Origin of the sequence: Pseudoxanthomonas sp. CCNWLW251 (assembly GCF_037402255.1) — a bacterium.
GTDB lineage: Bacteria > Pseudomonadota > Gammaproteobacteria > Xanthomonadales > Xanthomonadaceae > Pseudoxanthomonas_A.
The window spans coordinates 681,480-702,233 of sequence record NZ_JBBEGA010000001.1; the positions used below are offsets into that span (position 1 = coordinate 681,480).

A 20,754-nucleotide genomic window follows, 5' to 3' on the forward strand; every position below is an offset into this window, starting at 1 on the left:
GGTTTCAAACGTGACACTTCGTCGCGCATTGCTGGCATCCTGCCGGCAATTCCCACTTGCGTGGCCCGCACCCGGATGCGTCCCGAACTCGAAGCCCAGCTGCTGAATTGCCGCAATCTGCCCAGCCCGCCCGGCGTTGCATTGCGGATCATCGAGCTCGCGCAGGATCCGGACGTGGTGATGGCGACGGCCGCCGATGCGATCGGCCTGGATGCGGCATTGAGCGCGCGCATGCTCCGCATCGCCAACTCCCCGCTCTACGCCAGTCGCCGCAGGGTGGAAAACCTTTCGCAGGCGCTCACGGTGCTGGGCCTGAATGCCACCCTGACGCTGGCATTGGGGTTCTCCCTGTCACGCTGCGGCAGCGGCACCCATCCTGCCGCGCAGGAGCGCGTCTGGCGTCGCAGCGTCATCGCCGCGCTGGCCAGTCGGGTGCTGGGCCAGCGTGCCGGCATCAGCAAGGTGGAAGAGCTGATGCTGGCCGGGCTGCTGCAGGACATCGGCGTGCTGGCCCTGCTGGAAGTCCTGGGCGATGACTATGCGCGACTGGTCGAACGCGCCGTTGGCAATGCCGAACTGCTGGCCGCCGAGCGCGACTGGCTGGGGTGCGACCACGCCACGGTGGGCGGGTGGTTGGCGCGGCAGTGGAATCTGCCGGCGCTGTTGAGGGAAGCGATCATCGAGAGCGAGATGCCCGCGTCGGACACCCCGTTCAATGCGTGCGTGGCCGTGTCCGGCCACATTGCCGACATCTGGCTGGCTGGAATGGACCAAGCGCGGACGGAGGAAGCGCATCGCCATGCGGCGATGCAGGCCGCCACGCGGCTCGGGATCGACTACCCGGGGTTCCTCGCCCTGACCGAGGAGATGCTCGTGGCGCTGCCCGAGGTCTACGCATTGTTCGACGTTCCCCCCGCCCCACCGGCCCGCATCCAGGCTTTGCTGGACCAGGCACGCGAACTGCTGGTCGTGCGCAACCTGCGCGAAATCCAGGACGCGGCGCGTGCCCGCAAGGAAGCCAACGAGCACGAAGACCGTGCGCGCCGGCTGGCGGAGGAAGTGCGGCGCGACCCGCTGACCGGGGCCTACAACCGCAGCCAGCTGGAAGAAGTGCTCGAGAAGGAGTTCGATGCCGCCACGCGGCACGGCTGGCCGCTGTCGATCGCCTTTATCGACCTGGACGACTTCAAGCAGGTCAATGACCGCTGGGGGCACCTGGTCGGCGATGAAGTGCTGCGCAATTTCGCCAAGGCGCTGATGCGGCAGGTGCGCGGCAGCGACATCGTCGCCCGCTATGGCGGCGAGGAGTTCCTGGTGGTGTTGCCGGGCATCGGCGAAGAGGCCGCCGCCCAGGTCGTGCGGCGCATCCTGTCGGAGGTGGCCGGCGTGGCGATGGCCGATGTCGACGGCCAGCCACTGCACATCACCTTCTCGGCGGGGCTGGCCACGCAGGGTGCACTGGAACAGTTCCGCCACGTCGATGACCTGCTTCGCGCGGCGGATGAAGCGCTGTATGGCGCCAAGCGCGAAGGCCGCAACCGGGTATCGGTCGGCGCCATCGGCCCCTGACAGGCCCCGTGGCTACTGCCTCGGTTGCAGCGCCACTTCTTCGTAAGGCTGTACCACCACCCAGCCGTCGCCCGCGAAACGCAACTGGATGCTCTCGCCCGAGCCGCGGCCCAGCAGGGTGCCGAGCGAAATATCCGTGATGATTTCCGGCGTCAATCCGCCCGACCACGCCACGGTGGCATTCGGGTCGGTGAACACGGGCCCGGTCTGCGCATTCACCGGCAGCGTGAGGGGTTCGTAGTGCGACGTGATGGCGACGATGCCGTGTCCGCTCAGGCGCACGTTGAACAGCCCTCCCGACAGCATCCCGGCGACCTTGCGCATCATCGTGATCCGGCTCTCGATGCTGGCCTCCACCGCAAGCACATCGTTGCCGTTGACGAAGATCGATTCACCCGCGAGACGCAGCAGCGTGATCCGTTTGCCGGCATCGGCCAGGTAGACACGCCCCTGCCCTTCGATCTTCATCAGTTGCATGCCTTCGCCACTGACGGCCTTCTTCAGCAGGTTCCCCAGGCCCTGTTCCAGCATGCCCTGGCGGGTGAACTTCACGCTGCCCTTGCGCGCGACCATCGCGCCGGCCTTGGCCCAGACCAGACCGTTCAACCGGACTTCCAGCAGATGCGGGCTTTCCAGTTCGAATGCGTCGGCCGTCGCATCCTTTTCCTTCGATGATGCGAGGAATTCCTGCAGGGTGCGCACGCTCATGTCCGTTCCTTGATGGATGGCGGGAAGGAGCGCCATCATATCCGCCCCGGCCGCAGGTCCCACCCATGTCCCGCATCGTTCCCGTGCCACACACGCTGGAGGCGGCTGCGCGAGCACCCATTGCCGCCGAGCGACTGATCCGTGGGCGCCCCCTGCAGGCGGTCGGGAACGCCTACTCCACCCGGGATGACCGTTTCCATTGCGGCGTATGGGAAGGCGATGTGGGCGCATGGCGGGTGCACTACACCGAGCACGAGTTCTGCCACCTGCTCAGCGGGCGCGTCCGCCTGCGCAGCGATGATGGCGAGGACATCGTGCTGGAAGCGGGCCAGAGTTTCGTCGTGCCCGCAGGGTTCACCGGCACGTGGGAGGTGCTGGAAACCGCGCGCAAACTGTATTCGATCTACGAACCCGGCGACTGAAGCGACGCGCTCGGCTAGAATTGCCGCGGTTTCCCCACGCCGAGAACTCACCATGCCCGCCCCCCTGGTCTATCGCCGCATCCTGCTCAAACTGTCCGGCGAGGCACTGATGGGGGCCGAGGATTACGGCATCGACCCGGCCGTGATCGGCCGCATCGCGCGCGAGATCATCGAAGCCCGCGACGCGGGGGCCGAGGTGGGCCTGGTGATCGGCGGCGGCAACATCTTCCGCGGCGCGGGACTGGCCGCAGGCGGCATGGACCGCGTCACCGGCGACCAGATGGGCATGCTGGCCACGGTCATCAACGCGCTGGCCATGCAGGACGCGCTGGAAAAGCTGGGCGCCAAGTGCCGCGTCATGAGCGCGATCAAGATCAACGACGTGTGCGAGGACTACATCCGCCGCCGCGCCATCCGCCACCTGGAGAAGGGCCGCATCGCGATCTTCGCGGCAGGCACCGGCAACCCGTTCTTCACCACCGATTCCGGCGCCGCCCTGCGCGCCATCGAGATCGGTGCGGACCTGCTGCTGAAGGCCACCAAGGTGGACGGGGTCTACGACAAGGATCCCAGCAAGCACGCCGACGCCAAGCGCTTCGACCAGCTGACCTACGACGATGTCATCGCGCGCAACCTGCAGGTGATGGATACCGCCGCGTTCGCCCTGTGCCGCGACAGCGACGTGCCGCTGCGCATCTACGACCTGTCCGTGCCCGGCAACCTGATGCGGATCCTGCGCGGCGAACATGTCGGCACCCTGGTGAAAGGGCGCGGCTGAGCCCCCTGTGGGCGGGGCTTCGGCCCCGACGGTGGACAGAACGCCGCGAGGTTCGAATGGGCATGTGGCAGCGCTTTCCATCGCCATCCGGTCTGCACGGCGCGCAATCGCGTGCGCCGGAACGCGGGCAGGGCGCGGTCGGGGCTGAAGACCTTCCCGCGGCGCGTGCCCCTTCGCTTGCTGTAATAGTGTCCGGCCAGCCCCGGCCGGCACCCTAGTCCACCATGGGACACGGACACCACCACGGTCACGGGCCACACGCCCACCCGCACGCGTCGGCGACACGCACTTTCGCCTGGGTCACGCTGATCAACCTGGCGTACACCGTGCTCGAAGCCGGTTACGGCTTCCACACCAATTCGCTGGCGCTGCTGTCCGATGCCCTGCACAACCTCGGCGACGTGCTGGGACTGGCGCTGGCGTGGAGTGCCGCCGCCCTGGCGAGGCGCGCACCGCGTGGCCGGCACACCTACGGCTGGCGTCGCGCCACCCTGCTCTCCCCGCTCGCCAACGCGGTGCTGCTGATGGTCTTCTCCGGTGCACTGGGCTGGGAGGCCTTCCGGCGCTTCAGCGCGCCGCCGGAGATCCCGGCCACACCCGTCATCGTGGTGGCGGCACTGGGCATCCTGGTCAACCTGGGCGCCGCGTGGCTGGTGAAGGACGGGCACGCCCACGACCTGAACAAGCGTGGTGCCTTCCTGCACCTGATGGCGGATGCCGCAGTGTCGCTGGCCGCCGTGCTTGCCGGCGTGGGCATGGCCACGCTGGGGTGGGCATGGCTGGACCCGGCCACGGCGCTGCTGATCGCGGTGGTGGTCGCTGTGGGCTCGTGGGGCTTGCTGCGCGACAGTTTCGATGCCGCGATGGACGCCGTGCCGCCGAGCATCGACCCGGTCGAGGTCGGCGCGTTCCTGAAGGCCCGACCCGGCGTGTCGGCCGTGCACCACCTGCACATCTGGTCGCTGGGCGCGGGCGAGATCGCATTGACCGCCCACCTGGTACGGGCGCGCGAAGACGACCACGATGCCTTCATCGACGCCACCGTGCATGCGCTGGACCACACCTTCGGCATCAACCACGCCACCCTGCAGATCGAACGCGGCGCCACATGCGGCCATGACCTGCACGATGCGGCGCCGCATCATTCCCACTGAACGGCGCGCGGACGGTCGGCAACGGCACCGAATCGCCCTATAATCGGTCGTTTACAGGCTTTGCAACGGAAAGGGCGATGCTCAACGACATCAAGAAAGACGCGCAGGCGCGCATGACCAAGAGCATCGAGGCGCTCCGCCACACGCTGGTGAAGGTCCGCACCGGACGCGCTTCCACTGCCCTGGTCGAGCACCTGAAGGTCAACTACTACGGATCGGACATGCCGCTGAGCCAGGTCGCCACCGTGACCGTCTCCGACTCCCGCTCGCTCACGATCACGCCGTGGGAAAAGCAGATGGTCAGCGCGGTCGAGAAGGCCATCCTGGCATCCGACCTGGGCCTGACCCCGAATACCGCCGGCACCACCATCCGCCTGAACCTGCCGGCGCTGACCGAAGAACGTCGCAAGGAGCTCTCCAAGGTCGTCCATGGCGAAGGCGAGGACGCGAAGGTGGCGATCCGCAACATCCGCCGCGATGCCAACCAGCAGGTCAAGGACCTGTTGAAGGACAAGCAGATCACCGAGGACGAGGAGCGTCGTACCGAGGACGAGATCCAGAAGCTGACCGACAAGTCCATCAAGGACGTCGACGACGTGGTCAAGGCCAAGGAACAGGAACTGATGGCGGTCTGAGGACTGCCATGTCCCCTGCCGTCCCCGCGTCCGTGCCCCGCCATCTGGCCGTCATCATGGACGGCAATGGCCGGTGGGCCGAACGACGTCGTCGCCCGCGCGTGATCGGCCATCGCGCCGGCGCGCGCGCGGTCAATACCTGCATCGATTTCTGCCTGGAACGCGGCATCGGCGCGCTGACCCTGTTCGCGTTCTCCAGCGAGAACTGGGGTCGCCCCGAGGAAGAAGTCGGCGCGCTGATGAAGCTGTTCCTCAACGCGCTGGACCGCGAAGTCGACGAACTGCACCGCCGCGAGGTGCGCGTGCGTTTCATCGGCGACCGCGCACGATTCTCCGCCGACATCCGCGCACGCATGGACGCTGCCGAGGCGCTGACCCGCGGCAACACGCGCCTGCACCTCGTCATCGCGGCCAGCTATGGAGGGCGCCAGGACATCGCGCACGCGGCGCGTGCACTGGCCGCCGACGTCGCCGCCGGACGCCTGCGCCCCGAGGACATCGACGAAGCAACGCTCGGCGCCCACGTCGCACTGGCCGACCTGCCGCCGCCCGACCTCTTCATCCGCACCGGTGGCGACCATCGCATCAGCAATTTCCTGCTGTGGCAATTGGCCTATACCGAACTCTGGTTCACCGACGTACTGTGGCCCGACCTGGACGCGACGCTGCTGCAGCGCGCCCTGGACGACTTCGCGCAGCGCGAGCGCCGCTTCGGCCTGACCAGCGCGCAGATCGCCAGCGGCACCCACGAGGACACAACCGCATGAGCACGCCCAGCGCCACCCGCACCCGCGTCATCGCAGCGCTGGTGATGGCGCCCTTCGCCATCGGCGCGATCCTGCTGCTGCCCACGTCGTGGCTGGTGATGCTGGCGGCGCTGGTGTTCCTGGTCGGGCTGTGGGAGTGGTTCAAGCTCGCCGAGATCGACGACACCCTGCAGCGCACCGTGCTGCTGACCGCCAACCTGCTGCTGATGGTGCTGCTGGTGTGGGCATCGCGCGGATCCACCGATCTGGTCCCCTTGCGCCTGATGGCCCTCGTGGGCGCGGCGTGGTGGCTGCTGGCGCTGCTGTGGCTGCGCTTCTTCCATTTCGCGTCCGATCACGAGACCTGGGCGCGCGTGTTCAAGCTGGCCGCCGGCACGCTGGCCGTGGTGCCCGCCTGGTGCGCGCTGGGCCTGATCCACTCCTCCGAGCCGAACGGACACATCTGGTTGTTCGTCGCGCTGGCCATCGTCTGGGCGGCCGACAGCGGCGCATATTTCGCAGGGCGCCACTTCGGCGGCCGCTGGTTCCGCGGCAGGAAGCTCGCTCCGCGCATCAGCCCCAACAAGACACTGGAGGGGCTGCTCGGTGGCCTGGCTGCGGGCATGCTGGTGGCGGGTGTCGGTGCACTTGTCGCCGGTGTGGACCTGGCGCAGGTGCCCGGCGTGCTGCTGGTGGCGGTGTTCACCGTGCTGTTCTCGGTGGTCGGCGACCTGTTCGAAAGCCTGCTCAAGCGGCATGTCGGCGCCAAGGATTCGGGTGACGTGATCCCCGGCCATGGCGGCGTGCTGGACCGCATCGACGGCGTGCTGGCGGCACTGCCCATCTTCGTACTGGGCAAGGAAGTCTTCGGATTCTGAGCATGGCCGCGCACGCACAACGCAACGTGGCGGTTCTCGGCGCGACCGGCTCCATCGGAGCATCGACGCTGGATGTCGTCGCGCGCCACCCCGAGCGTTATCGCGCCAGCGTGCTTGCCGCCGGCAGCAGTGTGGATGCGTTGCTTGCGCTGTGCATCCTGCACCGCCCGGACCATGCCGTCGTCGCCGACGAAAGCCAGTTCGCACGCCTGCGTGACGGCCTGTCCGACGCCGGGCTGGCGACTCGTGCACATGCCGGGGCCGCCTCAGTGGACGCGCTGGTGTCCGCCCCGGGCTGCGACATTGTAGTCGCCGCCATCGTGGGTGCCGCCGGCCTGTCGTCGACGCTGGCGGCGGCCCGCGCCGGGAAGCGCCTGCTGCTGGCCAACAAGGAGTCGCTCGTCCTCGCCGGTGAGCTGATGACCGCCGCCGCGGATGCCGCGGGTGCCGAGATCATCCCGATAGACAGCGAGCACAACGCGATCTTCCAGTGTCTGCGTTCACGACAGGCTCAGGGCGAGGTCAGCCGCATCGTGCTGACCGCGTCGGGTGGCCCGTTCCGCGGCTGGAGCCGCGCGGCGCTCGCCCAGGTCACGCGCGAACAGGCCGTCGCCCATCCCAAATGGTCGATGGGCCCGAAGATTTCGGTCGACTCGGCGACCCTGATGAACAAGGGGCTGGAACTGATCGAGGCCCATCACCTGTTCGGCGTGGAGCGCGAACGGCTGGACGTGCTGGTGCATCCGCAGAGCTTGGTGCACTCCCTCGTGGAATTCGTCGATGGTTCCACGCTGGCGCAGTTGGGGCTGCCCGACATGCGTACGTCGCTGGCCGTGGGACTGGGCTGGCCGGACAGGATCGCATCGGGTGTGCCGGGCCTGGACCTGTTGCGGCATCCCCGGTTGGACTTCGAGGCGCCCGACCTGGATGCCTTTCCCTGCCTGCGGCTGGCCTGGCACGCAATGACGGCCGGCGGCACGGCGCCAGCGGTCCTGAACGCTGCGAACGAAGTCGCAGTTTCAGCCTTTCTTCAGGGCCGGATCGGTTTCCTATCCATTCCTGCGCTGGTCGAGGATGCCCTCGCCGCGTTGCCCGCAACGCCGGCCGATTCGCTGGATGCGCTGCTGGAAGCGGATGCGCAGGCACGCCGACTTACCGAACGCAACCTCGCAGGCCATCTCTTCCCATGAGCGCCGACATCCGATGAGTGACGTGCTGGGCTCAATCTGGTGGATGATCGTGGCCCTGGGCGTGCTGGTCACGTTCCACGAATTCGGCCACTACTGGGTGGCGCGCCGTTGCGGGGTGAAGGTGCTGCGTTTCTCGGTGGGCTTCGGCAAGCCGCTGTGGTCGCGCCGCGATCGCCACGGCACCGAGTTCGCCATCGCGGCCATCCCGCTGGGTGGCTACGTCAAGATGCTGGACGAAGCCGAGGGCGACGTCCCCGCCGCGCAACAGGACCAGGCTTTCAACCGCAAGTCGGTCTGGCAGCGCATCGCCGTGGTCGCCGCCGGCCCGCTGGCGAACGTCCTGCTCTGCGTCGTCCTGCTGTGGGCCATGTTCGTGCTGGGCAAGCAGGACTACTCCGCCACCCTGGGCAGCGTCAGTGGCATTGCCGCCGATGCGGGCTTCATGCGCGGCGACAGGATCGTCCGGATCGGCGACCGCGGGATCGATACCTGGACCGACGCCTCCATCGTGCTCACCAAGGCCGCCATCGATGGTGATGACGTTCCGGTCGAGGTGGAAACCGCCTCCGGCAGCCAACTGACCCGCACGCTGCCGCTGTCCCGCCTGCCGGTCGGGTTCGACCAGGAGAACGCCATCGGCCTGAGCGGGCTGGTCTGGCGGCACTGGATGACGCCGGCGGTCATCGGCAAGGTCACCCCGGGCTCGGCCGCCGATGGCGTGCTGCACGTGGGCGACGTGGTGACGGCCGTGGATGGCCAGCCGGTACACGGCTTCAACGACATCGCCACCGAGGTCGATGCACTGGGCAAGCGCGGAGGCGCGGCCATGGTCGAAGTCGACCGTGCCGGCGAGCGCCTGGCCTTCGAACTGGCGCCACGCCGGACCCGGCATCCCGACGCAGGCCAGGGCGACTACTGGGCCCTGGGCCTGGCGCCTCCCGCGAAGGTGCAGATGCCCGGCTACGACGCCACGCTCCACTACGGCCCGGTCGCCGCCATCCCGGCCGCCCTGCGCGAAACCGGCAAGCTGACCTCGGACTCGCTGGGCATGATCCGCCGGATGCTCACCGGGGACGCCTCGCTGAAGAACGTTTCGGGCCCCATCACCATTGCCCAGGTCGCCAACGTCTCCGCCAAACGCGGGCCGGATTGGTTCCTCTGGTTCCTGGCGGCCATGTCGCTGAGCCTGGCCATCATCAACCTGCTGCCGATCCCCGTCTTGGACGGCGGCCACCTGCTGTATTACCTTATTGAATTGGTCAAGGGCAGCCCCTTGAGCGAGCGCCACATGGTGGCCGGACAATATATGGGCCTGGCCGCACTGGCGGGCCTGATGGGATTGGCGTTCTACAACGACATCCTGCGTCTGGTGACCTGATGCCCCTGAACTTTCCCGGGCAGGCCCGCTCCAAGTCGGCCTGTCCCTTCCTGGCGACACCCCGGACCGCGGCCCTGCGATCCACCCCTGCTCTGCAGGAACCACCCCAACCGGATGTAATGATGACGCGACTGCCTTCCCGCCGCCTGATTGCCCTCGCCCTGGCTTCGGCCATCGCCATGCCGGCACTGGCCCAGACGACGGAACCCGCCGCCGCACCCGCAATGGCCGAGCCGCTGGGCAGCGCGTCGTTCACCGCCACGGACATCCGCATCGATGGCCTGCAGCGCATCTCCACCGGTACCGTCCTCACCTACCTGCCGATCGAACGGGGCGACCAGGTCACCTCGGCCGGCGTGTCCGAGTCGATCCGCGCGCTGTACAAGACCGGCTTCTTCGAGGACGTGAAGCTCGACCGCCAGGGCGACATCCTGGTGGTGACCGTCACCGAGCGCCCGGCGATCAACAAGTTGACCCTCACCGGCAACAAGGACATCAAGACCGAAGACCTGCTGACGGGCCTGAAGGACATCGGGCTTGCCGAGGGCGAGACCTTCGACCGCCTGAGCCTGGACCGCGTCACCCAGGAACTGGTGCGCCAGTACAACAACCGCGGCAAGTACAACGTCGAGATCACCCCTACGGTCAGCCCGCTCGACCGCAACCGCGTGGACGTGACCATTGCCGTCAAGGAAGGCAAGGCGGCCAAGATCAAGCACGTCAACGTGATCGGCGCCGAGAAGTTCCCCACCGAGGACCTGCTGGAGAACTGGGAGTCCAAGGAAAGCACCTGGTTGTCCTGGTACCGCCGCGACGACCAGTACTCCAAGGAGAAGCTGTCGGGCGACATGGAACGCCTGAACTCCTGGTACCTGGACCGCGGCTACGTGGACTTCAGCATCGACTCCACCCAGGTGTCGATCAGTCCCGACAAGCGCGACATGTTCATCTCCGCCGGCATCACCGAAGGCGAGCAGTACAAGATTTCCGACGTGAAGGTCACCGGCGACACGGTGCTGCCGAAGGAGGAAATCGAGAAGCTGGTGATCGTGAAGCCGGAGCAGACCTTCTCGCGCATCCTGCTCGAGATGACGTCCGACACCATCACCTCGACACTGGGCAACATCGGGTATGCGTTCGCGCAGGTGAATCCGATCCCCACCATCGATCGCGAGAACCGTACCGTCGCGATCAACCTGCAGGTGGTGCCCGGCCCGCGCGTCAACGTGCGCCGCATCACCTTCAAGGGCAACACGCGCACGGCCGATGAAGTGCTGCGTCGCGAGATGCGCCAGTTCGAAGGCAGCTGGTTCTCCCAGGTCGCCGTGGACCGCTCGCGCGTGCGCCTGCGCCGCCTGGGCTACTTCGAGACGGTGGACGCGGAAACCACGCCCGTACCGGGCACGACCGACCAGGTCGACGTGGTGTTCAACGTGAAGGAAACCACCTCGGGCAGCTTCGTGTTCGGCTTGGGCTATTCGCAGCTGTCCGGCCTGACCACGTCGATCCAGTTGTCGCAGAACAACTTCCTCGGCGGCGGCAACCGCGTGTCGGTGGAAGCGCAGCGCAGCGACTACCTGCAGCGCTATTCGTTCTCCTACACCAACCCGTTCTTCACCGACGAAGGCATGTCGCTGGGCTACAACCTGTGGTGGCGCGAGTTCGATTACTCGGACTTCAACACCGCCCAGTACTCCACCACCAGCGCTGCCGCGCAAGGCGTCCTGGGTCTGCCGATCTCCGAGAACGACACTGTCTCGCTGCTGTTCGGCGTCGACAGCAACGAGATCTTGACCTTCGGCGGCTCCACGCCGCAGGCGATCATCGACTACATCGATGCCGTCGGCCAGCGCACCTTCCACGCCTGGCGTGCCGAGCTCGGCTGGGCGCGCGATACGCGCAACGACTACTTCATGCCCACGGGCGGTACCTACCAGCGCATTTCGGCCGAAGTCGCGCTCCCGGGCTCCACCGTCGAGTACTACAAGCTCAACTACGAGTTCTCGAAGTACTGGTCGCTCAGCCCCGCTTTCGTGCTGAACACCCGCGCCGAGATCGGCTACGGCGACAGTTACGGCTCGGACATCTACCGTTACATCTGCCGCGCCAACGGCTCCGACCCGCAGATCCCGGGCCAGGGGACCACCACCCCGCCGGCGGCGGATGGCACGTGCGCCGACGGCGGCACGCTGGACCGGACACTGGTCGCGACCGGCCTGCCGTTCTTCGAGAACTTCTACGCGGGTGGCACGCGGTCCGTGCGAGGCTTCCGCGACAACACGCTGGGCCCGCGCTCGGAGGTCATTTCCGGCTACCGCGGCCAGCCGCTGGGTGGTTCGCTGAAGACCACCGGCTCGGTCGAACTGATCTTCCCGAAGCTGTTCGACTCCAACGCCGCGCGCGTTGCGGCGTTCTTCGACTTCGGCAACGTGTTCGACGGCGTGGACAACTTCGATGCCGGCGAGCTGCGCGCATCCACCGGTATCTCGCTGCTGTGGCGTGCGCCGGTCGGCCCGATCTCGATCAGCTATGCCTTCCCGATCAAGAAGGAAGACGGCGACGAGCTGGAACGCCTGCAGTTCACCTTCGGCGGCGCGTTCTGATCCCAGCGTCCATGCGGGCGATTCGACGGGGGGCGCAAGCCCCCCGTCTGCTGTCCACCATACGCCACCGTGAAAGCGGTTCGCGGGTCGCAGGGGCTAAACTACGCACCCTATGACCTCCCCATCCTTTACCGCTGGCGAGCTGGCCGAGCGCTTCGGGCTCGAACTGCGCGGCGATACGGACCTCCGCATCCACGGCGTCGCCACGCTGGCGCGGGCCGACGCCGGACAGCTCGCCTTCCTCGCCAATACCCGCTATCGCGCCCAGTTGGCGGACAGCCGGGCCAGCCTGGTCGTCCTGCGGGCGGACGACGCCGCTGCCGCAACCGGCGCCGTCCTCATCGCCAGGGACCCCTACGCCGCGTTCGCCCGGATGGCCGCGCTGTTCGAGAGCAAGCCGGACCGTGCACCGGGGGTGCACACCAGCGCCGTGATCGATCCGACCGCACGCATCGCACCGGGCGCCCATGTGGCTCCGTTCGTCACGGTGGGCGCACGCAGCGTCATCGGCGAGGGCGCCGTGATCGGCCCAGGCTGCGTGATCGGCGACGACTGCCTCGTGGGCGACGGCTGCGAGCTGATCGCCCGCGTCACCCTGGTCACGCGCGTGCGCCTGGGCCAGCGCGTGCTGGTCCATCCCGGTGCCGTGATCGGCGCCGATGGTTTCGGCCTGGCGATGGACAGCGGCCACTGGATCAAGGTGCCGCAGCTGGGCGGTGTGGTGATCGGCGACGACTGCGAGATCGGCGCCAACACCACCATCGACCGTGGCGCGCTCGACGACACGGTGCTGGAAGAAGACGTCCGCCTCGACAACCAGATCCAGATCGGCCACAACGTCCGCATCGGCGCGCATACCGCGATGGCCGGTTGCAGTGCCGCCGCCGGCAGTGCGCGCATCGGCCGCTACTGCCTGATCGGCGGAGCCGCCGGCGTGCTGGGCCACCTGGAGATCTGCGACCGCGTGGTCGTCACCGCGATGTCGCTGGTGACCAGTTCCATCACCGAGCCCGGCGAGTACTCCAGCGGCACGCCGCTCACCGACAACCGTACCTGGCGCAAGAACGCCGCCCGCTTCAAGCAACTGGACGCCTTGGCACGACGCGTGCTGGCGGCCGACAAGGAAACCTGATGACCCTGGACCTGCAACTGCCCGTCGACGCGGCCACCATCCGCCAACTGCTGCCGCACCGCTACCCGTTCCTGCTGGTGGACCGGGTGGTGGAGTTCGAGAAGGACAAGCGCGTCCTGGCCTACAAGAACATCACCCAGAACGAACCCTTCTTCACCGGCCATTTCCCGGACCGTCCGATCATGCCGGGTGTACTGATCATCGAGGCGCTGGCGCAGGCCGGTGGCCTGTTGACCCAGCTGTCGCACCAGGGCGATACCGCCGGGCGGATGTTCTACATGGTGAAAGTGGAGAACGCGCGCTTCACCCGCATGGTGGTGCCGGGCGACCGCCTGGACCTGGACGTCACCCTGAAGCGGTTGATCCGCAACATGGCCTTCTACACCGGCGTGGCCTCGGTGAACGGCGAACAGGTCGCGTGCGCCGACGTGCTGTGCGCCGAGGACACCCGCTGAGATGAGCGCCCCCACCGCCATCCATCCCAGCGCGGTCGTCGATCCCGGCGCGCAGCTGGGCGAAGGCGTGCGCGTCGGCCCGTTCGCCTACATCGGCCCGGAAGTGGAGATCGGCGCTGGCACGGTGATCGGCCCCCACTGCACGGTCACCGGCCCCACGCGCATCGGCCGCGACAACCACTTCGCCGGGCATGCCGCCATCGGCGGTGATCCGCAGGACAAGAAATTCAAGGGCGAGCGCGTCGAGCTTGTCATTGGCGACCGCAACCAGGTGCGCGAGTTCGTCACGCTCAACCGTGGCACCGTCACCGGTACCGGCATCACCCGCATCGGCAGCGACAACATGCTGCTGGCCTACACGCACGTCGCGCACGACTGCATCGTGGGCAACCACTGCGTGTTCTCCAACAACGCCACGCTGGCCGGGCACGTGACCGTGGAAGACTGGGTCATCCTCAGCGGGTTCGCGGGCGTACACCAGTTCTGCCGGATCGGTGCCCACGCCTTCATCGGCATGGGCGTGCTGCTGAGCGGCGACGTGCCACCGTTCACCATGGTGGCGGGCGAAGCATCCGGCCGGCCGCGCGGCATCAACAACGAAGGCCTGAAGCGGCGCGGTTTCGACGCTGAGCGCATCGCCGCCATCAAGCGCGCGTACCGCACGCTGTACGTAGCCGGCCTGCCGCTGGCAGACGCCAGGCAGCAACTGGCCGAGCAGGCGCAGACCAGCGATGACGTGAAGGCGCTGCTGCATTTCATCGACAGCGGCGAACGGCCGTTGCAGCGGTGATGCAGGCGACACCCGCAGCGCGGCCGCTGCGCATCGCGCTGTGTGCGGGCGAGGCGTCCGGCGATGGCCTGGGGGCGGGGCTCGTCGAAGCGCTGAAGCAGCGCTTCCCGCATGCCGAATTCGCGGGCATCGGCGGCGATGCGATGCGTGCCGCAGGATGCGACACCTGGTTCGATGCGAACGAGCTGGCGGTCATGGGGCTGGCCGAGGTGCTGCGCCACCTGCCGCGGCTGTTGCGCCTGCGCAAGGCGTTCCGCCAGCGCGTGCTGGACTGGACGCCCGATGTGTTCGTCGGCATCGACGCACCCGACTTCAACCTCGGTGTCGAGCGCTGGCTCAAGGCGCATGGCGTGCGCACCGTGCACTACGTGAGCCCGTCGGTATGGGCATGGCGCGAGAAGCGGGCCGAGAAGATCGGCCACAGCGCGGACCGCGTGCTGTGCCTGTTCCCGATGGAACCACCGATCTATGCGCGCCATGGCGTGGACGCGCGTTTCGTCGGCCATCCGATGGCGGACGAGATCGCGCTGCTGCCTGATCGCGCGGCTGCACGCACTGCATTGGGACTGGCAACCGAAGCACCGGTGCTGGCCGTACTGCCCGGCAGCCGCCTGGGCGAGATAGGACGGCTTGCGCCGGCCTTCTTCGAGGCGGCACGCCGGGTGGCCGCGCAGATCCCCGGCCTGCAGATCGTCGTGCCTGCGGCCAATGCGGCCTGCCGCCTGGCGCTGGAAGCGCAGTTCGCCGCGCACGGCGCAGATCCCGCCTGGCGCCTGCTCGACGGCCGCGCGCGCGAGGCGATGATCGCCAGCGATGTCGTCCTGCTCGCCTCCGGCACGGCGACCCTGGAGGCCATGTTGTGCAAGCGGCCGATGGTCGTCGGCTATCGCATCGCGCCGTTGACCTACCGCATCGTCAAGGGCCTCGGAATGCTGAAGGTGGAGCGGTATGCGCTGCCCAACGTGCTGGCGGGGGAAGACATCGCGCCGGAACTGATGCAGGACGATTGCACACCCGAGCAGTTGTCCAATGCCGTGCTGCACTGGTTCCGCGAACCGGAGGCCATCGCTTCGCTGCAGCCAACCTATCTGCGACTGCACGAGCAGTTGCGCCAGGATGCGTCGGCGCGCGCTGCCGATGCAGTGGCAGAGCTGGTCCCCACTCCTGTAGGAGCGACGTAAGTCGCGACGGCACGCCATGAATTTCGCTTCTTCCTCGCCTGCTCCGGAAGTTTGCATCCACCTCGGAGCTGAGCGGCGCGTGCGCATCCTTTCTGCGGTCGCGACTCACGTCGCTCCTACAGGGGGCATCGCGCGATGACCGCGGCCTCGCTGTTCCCGATGCCCGACGTCCGCCTGGTCGCCGGCGTCGATGAAGCCGGTCGCGGACCGCTGGCGGGCCCGGTCGCCGTCGCGGCGGTGATTCTGGATGCGTCGCGCCCCATCGCCGGACTGAACGATTCCAAGCAACTCAGTGAAGCGAAACGCGAGGCGCTGTTTCCCCTGATCCAGGAGCGCGCGCTGGCGTGGCACGTGACCTTCGTCGAGCCCGCCGAGATCGATCATCTCAATATCCTGCAGGCCACCCTGGAAGGCATGCGCCGTGCCATCGCCGCGCTCCGGCCACTGCCGGAACTGGTCCGCATCGACGGCAACCGCGCTCCGAAAGGCCTCGATTGCATGGCCGAGACGCTGGTCGGCGGCGACGCGATCGAACCCGCCATCATGGCGGCGTCCATCCTGGCGAAGGTGTCGCGTGATCGCCTGATGGTGCGGTTGCACGCGGACTTCCCGCAGTACGGCTTCGCCGTGCACAAGGGTTATCCGACGCCCGCGCACCTGCGCGCGCTGGCGGAACACGGGCCGTGTCCCCACCACCGGCACAGCTTCGCTCCGGTGCGGGCCGTTCTCGCGCCACGGTAGTCGTGGGTGCGCCCGGCGGCGCATGACCGACGGCACCCTGTCCATGGTCACGATGGCTTCCTGCAGACGCGCGCGCAGCTGCGGGCAGGCAGCATGGTCACGCGGTCCCGCCCCCTGCCGGGACCGGCCCCCACGAGGCTTGTCATGACCCTGTCCACCACCTCCCTCCCCTCCCCGCTTTCCACTGCGCGCGACATCGACGACGAACGCCTGCAGCTGCTGCGCTGCATGCTGGCCGACCGCGACTGGACGCATGACCCCGGCCTGCGCACCCGCCTGCAGCAGGCCATGGCCACGCTGAGCTCACCCACCGCGATCACGCTGGATGAGGCCACCTGGACCCTGATCGCCGACGAGACCGCGGGTTACCTTGATTTCCGCCGGCTGCGCAATCTCGAGGCCCAGCTGCGCGGCTGCCCACGGGATGCCCTGCATTTCACCCGCGCCGACTGGGAAGTCCTGCGCGTGGCCGAAGCCGCCCTGGAGCACCAGCTGCGCCACGTGCGCGACAGCAGCTATGCGCCGGAACCGGTACCGCTGTTCCGCATCCACTGATCTCTCTTCGCCCGCGCCTCCGCACGCGGGCCGCCGCACCCCGATCCCCGGGTTTTCCCCTGAGCCGTCCCCGTGGACGGCTTCTTTTTTGCCTTGGCGTGGGCTTTCCGTCGACCCGGGAAAGTCAAGCCTTGCCCCTCCCCACCGCCGCCGGTACGCTGCCCCGACAGCCTTCCGAGCCGGCATGTCTTCCCGTTTCGTTCACCTGCACCTGCACACCGAGTTTTCGCTCGCGGATTCGATCATCCGCGTGCCCGAGAAACCGGACCACGCCGATCCGAAGAAAGCCAAGCAGCCCAACCTGCTGAGCCGCGCGGTCGAGCTGGGCATGCCCGCGCTGGCGGTCACCGACCGCAACAACCTGTTCGCACTGGTCAAGTTCTACAAGGCCGCCGAAGGCGTCGGCATCAAGCCCATCGCGGGCGCCGACGTGATGGTGGCCGATGGCAGCGATGCGCCGTGGCCGGTGACGCTGCTGTGCCGCGACCGCGACGGCTACCTCTCGTTGTCGCGCCTGTTGTCGCGGGCATGGATGGAAGGCCACCGCACCGACGGCGTCGCCATCCATCCGGATTGGCTGCGCGCCGACCATGAAGGCCTGTTCGCCATCATGGGCCGGCAGAGCATGGCGGGGCGCCTGGCCCAAGGAGGGCGCCATGACCTGGCCGAGCAGCACCTGGCCGACTGGCAACGCAGCTTCGGCGACGACCTGCACCTGGAACTGACCCGCACGCAGCGCGACGGCGAAGAAGCCTTCAATGCGTTCGCTCTGCATGCCGCCGGTGCACGCGGCCTGCCGGTGATCGCGAGCAATGATGTGCGCTTCCTGTCGCCGGACGGGTTCGAGGCGCACGAGGCGCGTGTATGCATTTCCTCCGGTCGCGTGCTGGACGACCCCAAGCGCCCGCGCGACTACAGCCCAGAGCAATACATGAAGTCGGGCGAGCAGATGGCCGCGCTGTTCGCCGACGTGCCGGACGCCATTGACAACACGCTGGCGCTGGCGCAGCGCTGCAACATCGAGATGCGCCTGGGAACCTACTTCCTCCCGGCCTATCCGGTGCCCGACGACGAGACGCTGGACAGCTGGATCCGCAGCCAGTCGCACGCCGGACTGAAGGCGCGCCTGGAGAAGAGTCCGCTGGCGCCCGGCCACACGCGCGAGGACTACGAGAAGCGGCTGGATTTCGAGCTCGACACCATCTGCAAGATGGGGTTCCCCGGTTACTTCCTGATCGTGGCCGACTTCATCCAGTGGGGAAAGAACAACGGCATCCCGATCGGCCCGGGCCGCGGCTCCGGCGCCGGTTCGCTGGTGGCGTGGGCACTGCAGATCACCGATCTTGACCCGTTGCCTTACGGCCTGCTGTTCGAACGCTTCCTCAACCCGGAACGCGTGTCGATGCCCGACTTCGACATCGACTTCTGCATGGACCGGCGCGACGAGGTGATCGACTACGTCGCGCGCAAGTACGGCCGCGACCGCGTCAGCCAGATCATCACCTACGGCACGATGGCGGCCAAGGCCGTGGTGCGCGATGCCGGCCGCGTACTCGGCTTTCCGTACGGCCTGGTCGACGGCGTGGCCAAGCTGATCCCCAATATCCTGGGCGTGTCGCTGAAGGATGCGATGGGCGAAGGCAGCAGCGAGGCCGCCTCGCAGGAGCTGATCGACCGCTACCGCGACGAAGACGACGTCCGCGATCTGATCGATCTGGCGCGCCAGCTGGAAGACCTTACCCGCAACGCCGGCAAGCACGCCGGTGGCGTGGTGATCGCCCCATCGCCGCTGTCGGACTTCTGCCCGCTGTTCGCCGAACACGACGAAGACGGACGCGGCAAGAATCCGGTCACCCAGTTCGACAAGGACGACGTGGAAGCGGTCGGCTTGGTGAAGTTCGACTTCCTGGGCCTGCGCACGCTGACGATCATCGATTGGGCGGTGAAGGCGATCAACCAGCGCCACGCGCGTGCGGGCCTGCCGCCGGTGGACATCACCACCATCCCGCTGGACGATGCCAGCGTGTATCGTGATGTGTTCGCCAATGGCAACACCGGCTCGGTGTTCCAGTTCGAATCCTCGGGCATGCGGCGCGCGCTGAAGGAAGCCAAGCCCGACCGCTTCGAAGACCTGATCGCGCTGAATGCGCTGTACCGCCCCGGCCCGATGGACATGATCCCGTCGTTCGTCGAGCGCAAGCATGGGCGCGAGGAGTTCGAATATCCCGATCCGCGCACCCGGACCATGCTGGAAGAGACCTACGGCATCATGGTCTACCAGGAGCAGGTCATGCAGATGGCGCAGATCGTCGGCGGCTACTCGCTGGGCGGCGCCGACCTGTTGCGCCGTGCGATGGGCAAGAAGGTGCCGGCCGAAATGGCCAAGCACCGCGAGATCTTCCGCGAGGGTGCCGCGAAGGGCGGCGTGGACGAACGCAAGGCCGACGAAATCTTCGACCTGATGGAGAAGTTCGCCGGCTACGGCTTCAACAAGTCGCACGCCGCCGCATACTCGCTGGTCGCCTACCAGACGGCATGGCTCAAGAAGCACTATCCCGCCGAATTCATGGCGGCCACGCTGTCGTCCGACATGGACAAGACCGACAAGGTGGTCGGCTTCCTCGACGAGGCGCGCGGACTCGGCCTGACCATGCTGCCGCCGGACGTCAACCATTCCGATTTCATGTTCGTCGCCACCGATGCCCGCACGGTCCGCTACGGCCTGGGCGCGGTGAAGGGCGTCGGCCAGGGCGTGTGCGAGAGCATCGTGGAAGCGCGCCGCGGCGACGGGACCAGCTCCAGGCAGGGTCCGTTCGCCGACCTGCTCGATTTCTGCAAGCGCGTCGATTCGTCCAAGTTGAACAAGCGCGCTCTGGAAGCGCTGATCAATGCCGGCGCGCTGGACGCGCTGGGCCGCAACCGGGCGTCGCTGGCGCTGCAGTTGCCGGAAGTCCTGAAGGCCATCGACCAGATCAGCAAGAACCGCAGTGCCGGGATCGTCGACATGTTCGGTTCCAGCAGTGGCGGCGACGACATCCACGTCGATCTGCCCGAAACCGACGAATGGCCGCTGACCCAGCTGCTGCACGGTGAGCGCGAGACGCTGGGACACTATCTCAGCGGCCACCCGATGGATCCTTACCGCGAGGACCTGCGCTCGCTGGTCGGCAACGACCTGGGCAATCTGGACGCGATCTGGGCCAACCAGTCGCCCGGCGAGAAAAAAGGCTGGCGCCCCGAAGTGTCCTGCGTGATCGCGGGCCAAGTGGTCGGTGTGCGACGCAAGGGGGACAGCCAGGTCTTCGTGCAGCTGGAGGACGGGTGCGGTCGCATCGAATGCAGCGCGTTCTCCGACGCCCTGGCCGAGTTCGGTCCCCTGCTGACGCGCGATCGCGTGCTGGTCATCAAGGGCGGCCTGCGCGAGGACGAGTTCAGCGGTGGCTACAGCCTGCGCATCCGCCAGGTGTGGGACTACACCCAACTCTGCCAGCAGCACGCGCAACGCCTGCAGCTTCGCCTGGACCTGCGCGTGCCCGGTCTATGGCAGCGCGTCGATGCCCTGCTTTCGCGGCACCGGCCCGGCGGTACGCCGTTGCGGCTCGACCTGTTGATGGCGGCGGGAACGTCCGCCATCGCCGGCATGCTGGACCTCAATGGGCAGAAGGCCGTGCGCGTGGACACGGAGCTGCTGGATGCGTTGCGCGCCCTGCCCGGCGTACGCACGGCCAAGCCCGCGTTCCATCGGCCCTGGACGCACTGACACAGCGCGTGCGCCGCATCACGGCCCTACACCCCCGTACGTGACCGTCCGGACGCTTCGGCTACACTTTCCCCCTTTC

At 67.6% G+C, this 20,754-nt stretch carries 17 protein-coding genes and 1 pseudogene; 17 read left to right on the forward strand and 1 reads right to left on the reverse strand.

Annotated elements, in window-relative coordinates; genetic code table 11:
- Positions 1-75 precede the first annotated feature (75 nt).
- A complete protein-coding gene (locus WBN46_RS03270; RefSeq protein ID WP_337730283.1) occupies positions 76-1,569 on the forward strand; it encodes an HDOD domain-containing protein in 1,494 nt (497 codons plus the stop codon).
- Between the two features lie 12 nt (positions 1,570-1,581).
- Here the strand turns inward: WBN46_RS03270 and WBN46_RS03275 are convergent, their stop codons facing one another.
- On the reverse strand, positions 1,582-2,277 hold the full coding sequence (locus WBN46_RS03275; protein WP_192200586.1) for an AIM24 family protein: 696 nt from the start codon (positions 2,275-2,277) through the stop codon (positions 1,582-1,584).
- Positions 2,278-2,342: 65 nt separating this feature from the next.
- Between WBN46_RS03275 and WBN46_RS03280 the strand changes: the two genes are divergently transcribed.
- The 16 genes and pseudogenes from WBN46_RS03280 (at position 2,343) to dnaE (ending at position 20,675) form a co-directional block, all read left to right on the forward strand.
- The gene (locus tag WBN46_RS03280; RefSeq protein ID WP_337730284.1) at positions 2,343-2,699 is read left to right on the forward strand and encodes a cupin domain-containing protein; all 357 of its coding nucleotides are present in this window, start codon (positions 2,343-2,345) and stop codon (positions 2,697-2,699) included.
- Positions 2,700-2,751: 52 nt separating this feature from the next.
- Positions 2,752-3,477, forward strand: coding sequence for a UMP kinase (gene pyrH, locus WBN46_RS03285; protein WP_192200584.1), 726 nt, complete (start codon positions 2,752-2,754; stop codon positions 3,475-3,477).
- Between the two features lie 224 nt (positions 3,478-3,701).
- On the forward strand, positions 3,702-4,631 hold the full coding sequence (locus WBN46_RS03290; RefSeq protein WP_337730285.1) for a cation diffusion facilitator family transporter: 930 nt from the start codon (positions 3,702-3,704) through the stop codon (positions 4,629-4,631).
- Between the two features lie 77 nt (positions 4,632-4,708).
- The gene (gene frr, locus WBN46_RS03295; protein WP_142123811.1) at positions 4,709-5,266 is read left to right on the forward strand and encodes a ribosome recycling factor; all 558 of its coding nucleotides are present in this window, start codon (positions 4,709-4,711) and stop codon (positions 5,264-5,266) included.
- Positions 5,267-5,274: 8 nt separating this feature from the next.
- Positions 5,275-6,033: a polyprenyl diphosphate synthase gene (gene uppS, locus WBN46_RS03300; RefSeq protein ID WP_192200582.1), complete on the forward strand. Its 759-nt coding sequence runs from the start codon at positions 5,275-5,277 to the stop codon at positions 6,031-6,033.
- On the forward strand, positions 6,030-6,890 hold the full coding sequence (locus tag WBN46_RS03305; RefSeq protein ID WP_337730286.1) for a phosphatidate cytidylyltransferase: 861 nt from the start codon (positions 6,030-6,032) through the stop codon (positions 6,888-6,890). Before uppS ends, WBN46_RS03305 begins: the two co-directional genes overlap by 4 nt.
- A 2-nt stretch (positions 6,891-6,892) precedes the next feature.
- Positions 6,893-8,080, forward strand: a complete 1,188-nt coding sequence (dxr, locus tag WBN46_RS03310) for a 1-deoxy-D-xylulose-5-phosphate reductoisomerase (RefSeq protein ID WP_337730287.1) — start codon at positions 6,893-6,895, stop codon at positions 8,078-8,080.
- Between the two features lie 13 nt (positions 8,081-8,093).
- Positions 8,094-9,458, forward strand: coding sequence for an RIP metalloprotease RseP (rseP, locus tag WBN46_RS03315; protein WP_337730288.1), 1,365 nt, complete (start codon positions 8,094-8,096; stop codon positions 9,456-9,458).
- A gap of 122 nt (positions 9,459-9,580) precedes the next feature.
- Entirely contained in the window at positions 9,581-12,061 is a 2,481-nt protein-coding gene (bamA, locus tag WBN46_RS03320) for an outer membrane protein assembly factor BamA (RefSeq protein ID WP_337730289.1), read from the forward strand.
- Positions 12,062-12,173: 112 nt separating this feature from the next.
- A complete protein-coding gene (lpxD, locus tag WBN46_RS03325) occupies positions 12,174-13,193 on the forward strand; it encodes a UDP-3-O-(3-hydroxymyristoyl)glucosamine N-acyltransferase (RefSeq protein WP_337730290.1) in 1,020 nt (339 codons plus the stop codon).
- Positions 13,193-13,648, forward strand: coding sequence for a 3-hydroxyacyl-ACP dehydratase FabZ (fabZ, locus tag WBN46_RS03330; RefSeq protein WP_142123804.1), 456 nt, complete (start codon positions 13,193-13,195; stop codon positions 13,646-13,648). The genes lpxD and fabZ overlap by 1 nt, the downstream gene beginning before the upstream one ends.
- A gap of 1 nt (position 13,649) precedes the next feature.
- Positions 13,650-14,438 (forward strand): acyl-ACP--UDP-N-acetylglucosamine O-acyltransferase, encoded by a 789-nt coding sequence (lpxA, locus tag WBN46_RS03335; protein ID WP_337730291.1) that lies wholly within the window; start codon positions 13,650-13,652, stop codon positions 14,436-14,438.
- A gap of 17 nt (positions 14,439-14,455) precedes the next feature.
- Positions 14,456-15,619: pseudogene (gene lpxB / locus WBN46_RS03340) on the forward strand (lipid-A-disaccharide synthase); the annotation flags it as partial.
- Between the two features lie 135 nt (positions 15,620-15,754).
- Positions 15,755-16,360 carry a ribonuclease HII gene (gene rnhB / locus WBN46_RS03345; RefSeq protein WP_337730292.1) on the forward strand — a complete coding sequence of 202 codons (606 nt, stop codon included), beginning with the start codon at positions 15,755-15,757 and terminating at the stop codon, positions 16,358-16,360.
- Between the two features lie 144 nt (positions 16,361-16,504).
- Entirely contained in the window at positions 16,505-16,915 is a 411-nt protein-coding gene (locus WBN46_RS03350) for a hypothetical protein (RefSeq protein WP_337730293.1), read from the forward strand.
- Between the two features lie 184 nt (positions 16,916-17,099).
- The gene (gene dnaE / locus WBN46_RS03355; protein ID WP_337730294.1) at positions 17,100-20,675 is read left to right on the forward strand and encodes a DNA polymerase III subunit alpha; all 3,576 of its coding nucleotides are present in this window, start codon (positions 17,100-17,102) and stop codon (positions 20,673-20,675) included.
- Positions 20,676-20,754: the final 79 nt, after the last annotated feature.

What these genes read in the sequence shown, in the direction of transcription:
- WBN46_RS03270 (WP_337730283.1), top strand. Translation starts at nt 76, where the DNA reads ATGCGTCCCGAACTCGAAGCCCAGCTGCTGAATTGCCGCAATCTGCCC.
- WBN46_RS03275 (WP_192200586.1), bottom strand. Translation starts at nt 2,277, where the DNA reads ATGAGCGTGCGCACCCTGCAGGAATTCCTCGCATCATCGAAGGAAAAG.
- WBN46_RS03280 (WP_337730284.1), top strand. Translation starts at nt 2,343, where the DNA reads ATGTCCCGCATCGTTCCCGTGCCACACACGCTGGAGGCGGCTGCGCGA.
- pyrH (WP_192200584.1), top strand. Translation starts at nt 2,752, where the DNA reads ATGCCCGCCCCCCTGGTCTATCGCCGCATCCTGCTCAAACTGTCCGGC.
- WBN46_RS03290 (WP_337730285.1), top strand. Translation starts at nt 3,702, where the DNA reads ATGGGACACGGACACCACCACGGTCACGGGCCACACGCCCACCCGCAC.
- frr (WP_142123811.1), top strand. Translation starts at nt 4,709, where the DNA reads ATGCTCAACGACATCAAGAAAGACGCGCAGGCGCGCATGACCAAGAGC.
- uppS (WP_192200582.1), top strand. Translation starts at nt 5,275, where the DNA reads ATGTCCCCTGCCGTCCCCGCGTCCGTGCCCCGCCATCTGGCCGTCATC.
- WBN46_RS03305 (WP_337730286.1), top strand. Translation starts at nt 6,030, where the DNA reads ATGAGCACGCCCAGCGCCACCCGCACCCGCGTCATCGCAGCGCTGGTG.
- dxr (WP_337730287.1), top strand. Translation starts at nt 6,893, where the DNA reads ATGGCCGCGCACGCACAACGCAACGTGGCGGTTCTCGGCGCGACCGGC.
- rseP (WP_337730288.1), top strand. Translation starts at nt 8,094, where the DNA reads ATGAGTGACGTGCTGGGCTCAATCTGGTGGATGATCGTGGCCCTGGGC.
- bamA (WP_337730289.1), top strand. Translation starts at nt 9,581, where the DNA reads ATGACGCGACTGCCTTCCCGCCGCCTGATTGCCCTCGCCCTGGCTTCG.
- lpxD (WP_337730290.1), top strand. Translation starts at nt 12,174, where the DNA reads ATGACCTCCCCATCCTTTACCGCTGGCGAGCTGGCCGAGCGCTTCGGG.
- fabZ (WP_142123804.1), top strand. Translation starts at nt 13,193, where the DNA reads ATGACCCTGGACCTGCAACTGCCCGTCGACGCGGCCACCATCCGCCAA.
- lpxA (WP_337730291.1), top strand. Translation starts at nt 13,650, where the DNA reads ATGAGCGCCCCCACCGCCATCCATCCCAGCGCGGTCGTCGATCCCGGC.
- rnhB (WP_337730292.1), top strand. Translation starts at nt 15,755, where the DNA reads ATGACCGCGGCCTCGCTGTTCCCGATGCCCGACGTCCGCCTGGTCGCC.
- WBN46_RS03350 (WP_337730293.1), top strand. Translation starts at nt 16,505, where the DNA reads ATGACCCTGTCCACCACCTCCCTCCCCTCCCCGCTTTCCACTGCGCGC.
- dnaE (WP_337730294.1), top strand. Translation starts at nt 17,100, where the DNA reads ATGTCTTCCCGTTTCGTTCACCTGCACCTGCACACCGAGTTTTCGCTC.